3 protein-coding genes are annotated in these 3,816 nt (G+C 46.1%); all 3 read left to right on the plus strand.

Annotated elements, in window-relative coordinates; translation table 11 throughout:
* Positions 1–1,480: AMP-binding protein (locus PX481_RS03830; protein WP_288093720.1), on the plus strand; the 1,480-nt coding region annotated here is incomplete at its 5' end.
* A 61-nt stretch (positions 1,481–1,541) separates the two neighbouring features.
* Positions 1,542–1,991: a YlqD family protein gene (locus tag PX481_RS03835; RefSeq protein ID WP_002756613.1), complete on the plus strand. Its 450-nt coding sequence runs from the start codon at positions 1,542–1,544 to the stop codon at positions 1,989–1,991.
* Between the two features lie 246 nt (positions 1,992–2,237).
* Entirely contained in the window at positions 2,238–3,602 is a 1,365-nt protein-coding gene (locus PX481_RS03840) for a DUF3370 domain-containing protein (RefSeq protein WP_002756615.1), read from the plus strand.
* The last annotated feature ends 214 nt before the right edge of the window (positions 3,603–3,816 follow it).

Here is a 3,816-nt window from a genome sequence, read left to right on the forward strand (position 1 = left end):
CGCTACTGGGGCGATTTCCGTGCAGACCTTAAATTTCAAGCAACTAATGGCGATCGGGGCTGAGAACACCCTTAAACCCATCACCAAGAGCGAAAATGATCTGGCTACCCTCATCTACACATCGGGAACGACGGGACAACCAAAAGGGGTGATGCTAAGTCACGGTAATCTGCTGCATCAGGTACGCAACTTAAATGCTATCTTTCAACCGGATCCTGGCGATCGAGTTTTAAGTATACTACCTTCATGGCATTCCTACGAGCGCAGTTGTGAGTATTTCAGTCTAGCTCAGGGTTGCACCCAGATTTATACCAGTATTCGCACTTTTAAGTCCGATTTAAAGCAATTTAGTCCGCAATTAATGGTGGGAGTTCCCCGTCTTTGGGAATCTCTTTACGAGGGTATCCAAAAACAATTTAGCGAACAATCGGCCACAAAACAGAAATTGGTGCAATTTTTTCTAGAAAAATCGGAAAAGTACGTTATTGCTAAACGTATCGCCGATAATCTCAGTCTAGATCATCTTCATGCTTCCCCCGGAGAAAGACTAAAAGCAAGAATTCAATCCCTCTTACTCTATCCCCTCCATGCCATCGGTGATAAGCTAGTTTATGGCAAAATTCGCCAAGCAGTGGGAAATAAAGTTAAAATCTTGGTAAGTGGCGGTGGTTCCTTAGCCAGACATCTAGATACTTTCTATGAGATTGCGGGAATCCCGATTTTAGTTGGTTATGGACTGACAGAAACTTCTCCTGTGGCTACCGTCCGTCGTATCGATCATAACCTGCGCGGGTCTGCCGGTCGTCCCGTCTTTCAGACAGAAATCTGTATTGTCGATTTACACAGCAAAGAAGTCTTACCGACAGAAAAACACGGTTTAGTTTTGATTCGTGGTCCGCAGGTGATGCAGGGATACTATAAAAAACCCGAAGCAACCGAAAAAGCGATTTCTCCCGATGGTTGGTTTGATAGCGGTGATATTGGTTGGTTAACCGCTGCCGGGGATTTAGTCTTAACCGGACGGGCCAAAGATACAATTGTTTTGAGCAATGGTGAAAATATCGAACCGCAACCGATTGAAGATGCTTGTTTACGCAGTCCCTTTATCTCCCAAATTATGCTAGTGGGACAGGATCAAAAAGCTTTGGGGGCTTTGATCGTGCCTAATCTTGATATACTGGCCAATTGGGCGCAAGAACAGAAAATATCCTTAAATTTACCCGATCTTCACAGCGATCGCTCAACGATTCTTTCTAGCGATCTCTACAGCAAAAAAGTCTTAGCTCTCTACCAACAAGAATTAAAGCGCGAGGTAAGAAATCGGCCCAGTTATCGTGCCGATGACCAGATTAAAACCTTTGAGTTAATTTTAGAGCCTTTTTCCCAAGAAAACGGCATGATGACCCAAACTTTAAAGATTAAACGACCGGTAGTAACGCAACGCTATCGCGATATGATTAACGAGATGTTTGCCAAGTAAATATTTCCGGCAAATATTCCCTAACCCCTTGACAAAAAGACCTTTTTAGGATAAGCAAATCATGGATGACGCACAAACCAGTTTATTACTGAAGCGCCCGGTGACAATTAAAGTCATCGTGACTCCGCGCTGGAAAGAAGAAGCACAACAGCAATTACAAGCACAAATGGCTCAAATTGACGCACAAATTCAACAATTAGAAACCCAAGGCCAAAGAGCGATCGCAGAAATTCAGCGTCAGAGTCTGATCCCCTTACCCCCCGCGGCTGCCCAACAGATTGACAATATTCAAATCCAAGTCAATCAACAGAAAAGTGAGTTTCTCGAACAAAAAAACCAGTATCTGCAACAATTGCAACAGGTACAACTCTTGGAACTCAATCAAGAAGTCGCCCAAGCACAACTAGAAAGCTTTTTCCGGGTTGAAAAAGGCGATAACTTAGTGGCCAAAATGAATGTGGAACTCGTCCTTAGAGATGGCATAGTCGAAGAAATTCGCGGCGAAATTTAAAGCTAGGGTGAGCAGCTCCCGTCACTGTCAACGTAACGGTTAAAATCGGCAATAGCAAGGGGTATTCTCCCTTGCTAACCCATAAAACCGCCCCTAGCTCACATCACCCCTGACATGACTTGATCAGGCCTGAAAAATATATTAAGATTCTTTATCGATCGCCCGGACACCCTCGCCTATATTGTTGTATAACTTCATATCTCCATCGACTCACCCTTAATTAGATCCTATAAATATAGAATCTCTATGCTTTCTTTCTTACCCACTATTCTTTTAGCTCAGTCCGCCTCGGTCTTGCCCCAGATAGAGAGGAAATTAATCACCCAATATCAGGAAGTGCGTCAGTTGCCCGGTCAACTGAATGACGTTCTAGTTTTTAATAGCAATAGTCCCGAAGTGGTAGAAAAAGAGGGAATTCTCCTCTCCACTTTCCCCGGTAAAGGAAAACGTTATCCCATAGCCCATCTCAATCATCCCCTACAAGGACGTTTTGACGTTTTCACCCACCACATCGCCCGTCAAACCGATCCCAATCGCGACCTACACCAGGGCCTGATCGTTACTAATCCCACCTCCAGAAACCTCGTTATCCGCATCCTGCAAGGAGTCAGTTACGTCACCTCCGCCGATGCCCCTTTTGTCGATTTACCCTCTCTGGTGGAAGATCCCAATGGCCGGGTTTTTTCCGGTCCCGGTTCCCGTTTAGCCAGCGATATCATGCGTCGTCGCCATGATACCCAATTTCCCGCCCAGATCGTCATTCCCCCAGGCCAAAGTCGGATGCTATTCGATCTGGTTATCCCCAGAAGTAGCGCCCGCTCGACCCTCCTACGTCTCTACAGCGATGGACCGGTCTATATGGCCAATTTAGCCCTCTACGAAGTTCCCCAAAAAGTCAAAATCGAAGATCGGGAAATAGAAACCTTTCGTCCCCCTACCCTAGAGGAATGGCGTACCCTATTAGTTAGAGGTGATTTAGCCGCTCCTCGCGATTTTCCCCCCACTCCCCCCGATCAATGGTTCCCTGGAAGAAGAAATTTTTATGGTCGCGTGGCCGGAATTTCTGTCGGTTCGGAATGGGCAACCCGCATTGTCGATCCCAAAGGGGGAATTAATCTCACCATTCCTCAACCCGGTCAAGCTTTTGCCTATCCTTTAAGTACGGTGACAGCAGCTACTTTCGGAACCAGACAAATTCAAAGCGCTCCCATGTTAGTGCGTTATCCCGATACGGCTTTCAAAGCTCACGGTAACTACGGTGTTCACTACTATCTGACTTTACCTCTATATAACAATAGCAGCAAAACCCAGGTGGTGGCTTTGAGTATTCAAACCCCAATTAAAGAAGACAATTATCTCGATCGCTTGCTATTTGTTGAACCCGTCCAGGGACCGGTATTTTTCCGGGGTGCAGTGCGCGTTACCTATCGTAACGCCCTGGGACGCACCGAGGAACGTTTTTTCCATCTCGTTCAACGGGAAGGACAACAGGGAGAAGCTTTAGTACAGGTGGAACTTCCCCCCGGAGCCAGACGCGACATTAATCTCGATTTTCTCTATCCCCCCGATGCCACACCCCCCCAAGTTTTGAGCGTTAAAACTTTGGAATAGATAGGGGTTGGCTGAATAAATCTGAAAACCTTGTTGGATAAGACTTTTAGACTTTTTTTCCCTCAAAAAGTGCCAGCCATTGCGGGGATCGGGAGTAAAATTCTGGGACTTTTTCCCTGAAAATTAGGTAACTGACTACCTCAAAATCGGTAAAACCCCACACCCCACACCCCACACCCTGCCCCCACCGAAAAGCTTTTTGCCGCAAACCCTA

The organism is Microcystis sp. M53603_WE2, from assembly GCF_030065435.1.

Excerpts from the sequence above, each read along its gene's own strand:
- PX481_RS03835 (WP_002756613.1), top strand. The coding sequence starts at position 1,542 with ATGGATGACGCACAAACCAGTTTATTACTGAAGCGCCCGGTGACAATT.
- PX481_RS03840 (WP_002756615.1), top strand. The coding sequence starts at position 2,238 with ATGCTTTCTTTCTTACCCACTATTCTTTTAGCTCAGTCCGCCTCGGTC.